This window comes from Okeania sp. SIO2B9 (assembly GCF_010672505.1).
In the GTDB taxonomy this organism is placed as follows: Bacteria; Cyanobacteriota; Cyanobacteriia; order Cyanobacteriales; family Microcoleaceae; genus Okeania; species Okeania hirsuta.
Genome location: NZ_JAAHGK010000573.1, coordinates 1 through 4,604 on the forward strand (window position 1 = coordinate 1; position 4,604 = coordinate 4,604).

Consider the following 4,604-nt stretch of genomic DNA (forward strand, 5'->3'; position numbering starts at 1 on the left):
TGAATATCTACAGGAAATGATGGTTTTTTCTTGCGAGGGTAGCCTTCTTTCCTCTTCCCTCTTTCTTCTTCCTTCTTCCTTCTTCCTTACCTTTGCTATACAAGACCGATGCTACCGGACATGATATAATTTGTGATTCCGGAACGGATCGCGGAGCGAATCGCAACTTTCATGCAACAAAGCCTAATACTAATGCTATCCAAATCTCATATTGCTTTCTCCTCCAAGAGCCATAGTTACTCTCAACTCTTTAGCAGAGTAAAAATATCTTTGATTCCTTCTGCTGTGTTTCCTCTAACTTTTTTGTATAGCAGAAGGAAGAAATAAGTAAGGAAAATGTTGCGTTGTCTGAGTTTTAAGCTTTTGATATGTCAAATGTAGTAATGGCTACTGCTATAACTATTCATTTTTAACTCATGGTAAAATGTAGTGAAATATACAATTAACTATAACCCGAAAAGATATAATTGAACAAATAATTAATCACAATTTTTTAAAGGTACATCTACTACTACATCTACTACTAAAAGTGGTTAATATTCCGGACAAAAAGCAGGGTGTAAAGAAAAATCAACAAGATGAAACACTTATGCAATTATAATGACTCAAGATATTGGTTTATATTCTAAATCTCCTCACCTTGCCAGAAGTGCTGGGCAACAAATTGTATCGAAACGTAGTCGCTTGGTGCAAGCATTCACAATGATGCTACTGATCACTAGCTTAATTGGCATCAATGCTTATCGTGTAGTACAACTACAATTAGTTCAGGGAAAGTATAACCGGGAACGTGCAGAAAACAACCGCATTCGTCTAGTTCCAGTGGCAGCGAGTCGTGGTACAATTTATGACCGCAAAGGTAAAATCTTAGCGGGTAATAAGCTGTCTCGCTCCGTATATTTGTGGCCTCAAGAATACTCAGCTGCAGAGTGGTCAGAACTTGCAACCGAATTAAGTTCAATTTTAGACATTTCCGCTAGCGATATTATCAACAAATTAGAAGAAGTTGGCTATGATTCACCCCTAGGAGTTAGAATCTTTTCTAATCTCGATCCCACTACCTTCATAGCATTAGCAGAAAAAACTGGTGAAACACGAGGACTAGAAGTGCGTACTGAAAATATTCGCTACTATCCTAATGGCAGTTTAGCAGCTCATCTGATTGGATATACTGGCGAAGCAACCAAAGAAGAATTGATATCTAACCCCAAATACCCAATGGGAATGATTGTTGGTAAAATGGGGATAGAAAGTTCCGCAAACTCTAAATTGGAGGGAGTTTGGGGTAATCGTTTGATTGAAGTTGACGCTAAAGGTAACAAAATCCAGGAACTGGGAGCCAAAAATCCGACATCAGGCAAATCAGTCAAATTAACCTTAGATATCGATATTCAAAAAGCAGCAGAAAAAGCACTAGGAAACCGTCGGGGTGTGGCAGTTGCCATCAATCCCAAAACAGGGGAAATCTTAGCAATGGCAAGCAGACCTACATTTGACCCTAGTCTATTTACTGGTAAGATGACAACCTCAGAATGGCAACGTCTGCAAGGTGCAAGTAAGCCCTTTTTGAATCGTGCGCTCCAGGGTTATCCGCCAGGAAGTACTTTCAAAACAGTTGCTTCTGTTGCAGCACTCCAGTCTGGTAAGTATTCTCCTAACTCTAGAGTGAGAACTTATAATGCTGTCACTATTGGTGGCATCACTTTTAACGAACATAGTGGAGGTTATGGGTTAATTGGTTTTAGGGATGCTTTAGCTTACAGTAGCAATACATTTTTCTATCAAATGGCTGTGAATATTGGCCCGGAAGTAATTTCTAAGTGGGGGCGAGAGTTAGGTATTGGTGGCAGTATTGACTTAAAACTATTGGGGATAGATGGTAATCATGGTCAAATTCCCACTCCTAAAGAAAAAGAAGAGATTTATGGAGAACCTTGGCATATTGCTGATATTGTGACTATGGGTATAGGTCAAGGTTTGGTGTTGGTAACTCCTTTAGAATCATCAGTGATGGTCAGCACGATCGCTAATGGTGGGTATCGAGTAAAGCCTCATTTATTGGCATCTCAAACTGGCACTGCAGCTACTAAATCAATTAAAACTGGTCTAAAACCTTCAACTATTAATACAGTGCGCGAAGGATTAATTGATGTGGTGAGGAAGGGTACTGGTCGGAGTTTGAATGATGGTACTATTCCATTATCTGGAGGAAAGACTGGCACGGTGGAACTTCCTGGGCAGGCAGATAATGCGATGTATATTGGGTTTGCACCTGCTTATAATCCTGAAATCGCTGTAGCAATTGCAGTTGAGGAGGGTGGTTACGGTTCGGTAGGTGCGACACCAATTGCTAAAGCTATTTTTGATACTTATTTTGCTAATAAAGGAAAATAGTATAGCAGAAGGAAGAAGGAAGAGGGAAGAGGGAAGAAGGAAGAGGGAAAAATTTTACCTTGTCTGAGTTTTCAGCTTTTGATCTGTCCGTCCTCTTTCCTTAGACTCCTATAGTATTATGTCCGGCTAAATAGACATAGGCGTGATAATCAAAAATCAAAAAATTATCAATTATTTCTCCCTGTTCCCTGTTCCCTTATAACTAAATTATTGTTTTAACCAAAAGACGTAGTGCTTTTTTTATGAAAAAAAATTCTTCATTCTTCCTTCTCTGCTGACTTCTGACTCCTGACTCCTGAATCCTCCGTCGCTTTTTATAAGTATTCAACCGGACATGATATAACTTTAAGACTTCCTATCAGAAAAGCAATACTTCTAATGTTAATTTAAAGTATATTTATATAACATATTTGATAGTGAGGTTTATGGAGTTTTATCTGGTCAACCCTTGGATAGCCAACATTTGTTGGATCCTGGGTTCTATATTATTTGTGGAACTGGTGCGAGATACTTATCATGTGGTTTCTCATATTTGGTCTCCTTTGTATAAATGGCACGGTTGGCATCATCGTGTTTTCCGCCCAGACTTGACTCCTGTCAGTACAGAGGTTTATCAAAAAGCTACTTGGTATCACGATGTCCCAGAATCTCTGGTAATGTTGACTTTTAGTCTGTTACTCTGGGCACTAACTTTTGTTTGGATACCTTCTTATCATTGGGCTACTTTAGCAGGTTCTGTTTATACTTTAAGTTTCTTGCTTCCGGCGATCGCTCGTGGTATTGGTATTCCTCATGCTGACCAACTTACAGACCTCAATCATCTTCCTGGTGCATTCTCAGAGCCTCCCACTTATTGGTTTGTTAACCGTTCTTATCATTGGCGACACCACTTCGATAATCAAAATGCTTATTTTTGCGGTACTCTGAGTCTGGTAGATAAACTTATGGGTACAGCTCTTTCTCTCAAAGGTAAAACTATTGCTGTTACAGGTGCTTCTGGCAGTTTAGGGCGATCGCTTCTCCTACATCTTCACAAAGCAGGGGCAAAAGTAATTGCTCTTACCTCTGGGAATCAAACTATTACTATAAATATAGATGGTAAAGACTTAAAAGTAAGTACCATAAATTGGCAAGTAAGTCAAGAAAATAATTTAGCAGATTTATTTAAAAAAGTAGATATTTTAGTATTAAATCATGGCATTAACGTACATGGAGAAAAGACAGCAGAAGCGATCGCTAAATCTTATGAAATTAATACTTTTTCTAGTTGGCGAATGTTAGAAATCTTCCTCAAAACTGTGAGAACAAATTCTGATATTGCCTGTAAAGAAGTCTGGGTTAACACATCAGAAGCAGAAGTTTCTCCAGCTTTTAGTCCTCTATATGAACTCACAAAAAGAACCCTTGGAGATTTAGTTACTTTAAGAAAATTAGATGCTCCCTGTGTCATTCGGAAATTAATATTAGGTCCGTTTAAAAGTAATCTTAATCCCATTGGAATAATGTCTGCTGATTGGGTGGCAAAACAGATAGTAAAATTAGCAAAAGCAGATGTTAGAACAATTATTGTCACAATTAATCCTTTGACTTTTGTAGCAATTCCTATCAAAGAATTTTTAGTTTCTACTTACTTTAAATTATTTACTTCTAAATAGGGTTTGCTGAATAAAGTATTTTGGTAGGGGGTGGGTTGTCTCCTGACTCCTCCTCTGACCAAAAGACTTCCATAAGCGAACCCTACTCAAACTTGCCGCTTTTTCTGTATAAAAAACTCCTTACTGCAAGAGATAAACCATAAATCCTAAGACGAGCAGCATTCACAGAATTAGGATCGTGAGCATCAAACGCCTCCACTGCACCCAAAGAATCCGGTTGCCTACCGATATCAAAAGATAGTTTCTCCGTTTCTTCAAAAGAAAGCGACCGACCTATGGTTATCGTTGCTAAATCCAACCAAGGGGAAGTTTCTTCACTCCATTCTACTTCTTGGGTAAAAATCTTAGTTTTATCCCCTTGAATATCTTCATGCAAGCGTAATTGGAGATGATAGATAATAGGTTTTTGGGAAAGTTTCTCAACATATTCCTTGCGGAGATAATCAATAGGTCTGGTCTCATCAGGAAGGCGATTTTGCAACCAAGGTTTTTCCCAATCCTCTCCCGAGATTAACCCAGAATCTACTCCCCGGTCTTCAGGAAGAAGACCGGGGA

General features: G+C 38.7%; 3 protein-coding genes. 2 read left to right on the forward strand and 1 reads right to left on the reverse strand.

Annotated features, from left to right (window positions below; all coding sequences use genetic code 11):
- The first annotated feature begins 600 nt into the window (after positions 1–600).
- Both mrdA and F6K13_RS19340 read left to right on the forward strand, forming a co-directional pair.
- On the forward strand, positions 601–2,394 hold the full coding sequence (mrdA, locus tag F6K13_RS19335; protein WP_124147024.1) for a penicillin-binding protein 2: 1,794 nt from the start codon (positions 601–603) through the stop codon (positions 2,392–2,394).
- A 425-nt stretch (positions 2,395–2,819) separates the two neighbouring features.
- On the forward strand, positions 2,820–4,049 hold the full coding sequence (locus tag F6K13_RS19340) for a bifunctional sterol desaturase/short chain dehydrogenase (protein ID WP_124147025.1): 1,230 nt from the start codon (positions 2,820–2,822) through the stop codon (positions 4,047–4,049).
- Positions 4,050–4,131: 82 nt separating this feature from the next.
- On the opposite strand, the gene F6K13_RS19345 is transcribed toward F6K13_RS19340, so the two are convergent.
- Positions 4,132–4,604: hypothetical protein (locus F6K13_RS19345; protein WP_287288068.1), on the reverse strand; the 473-nt coding region annotated here is incomplete at its 5' end.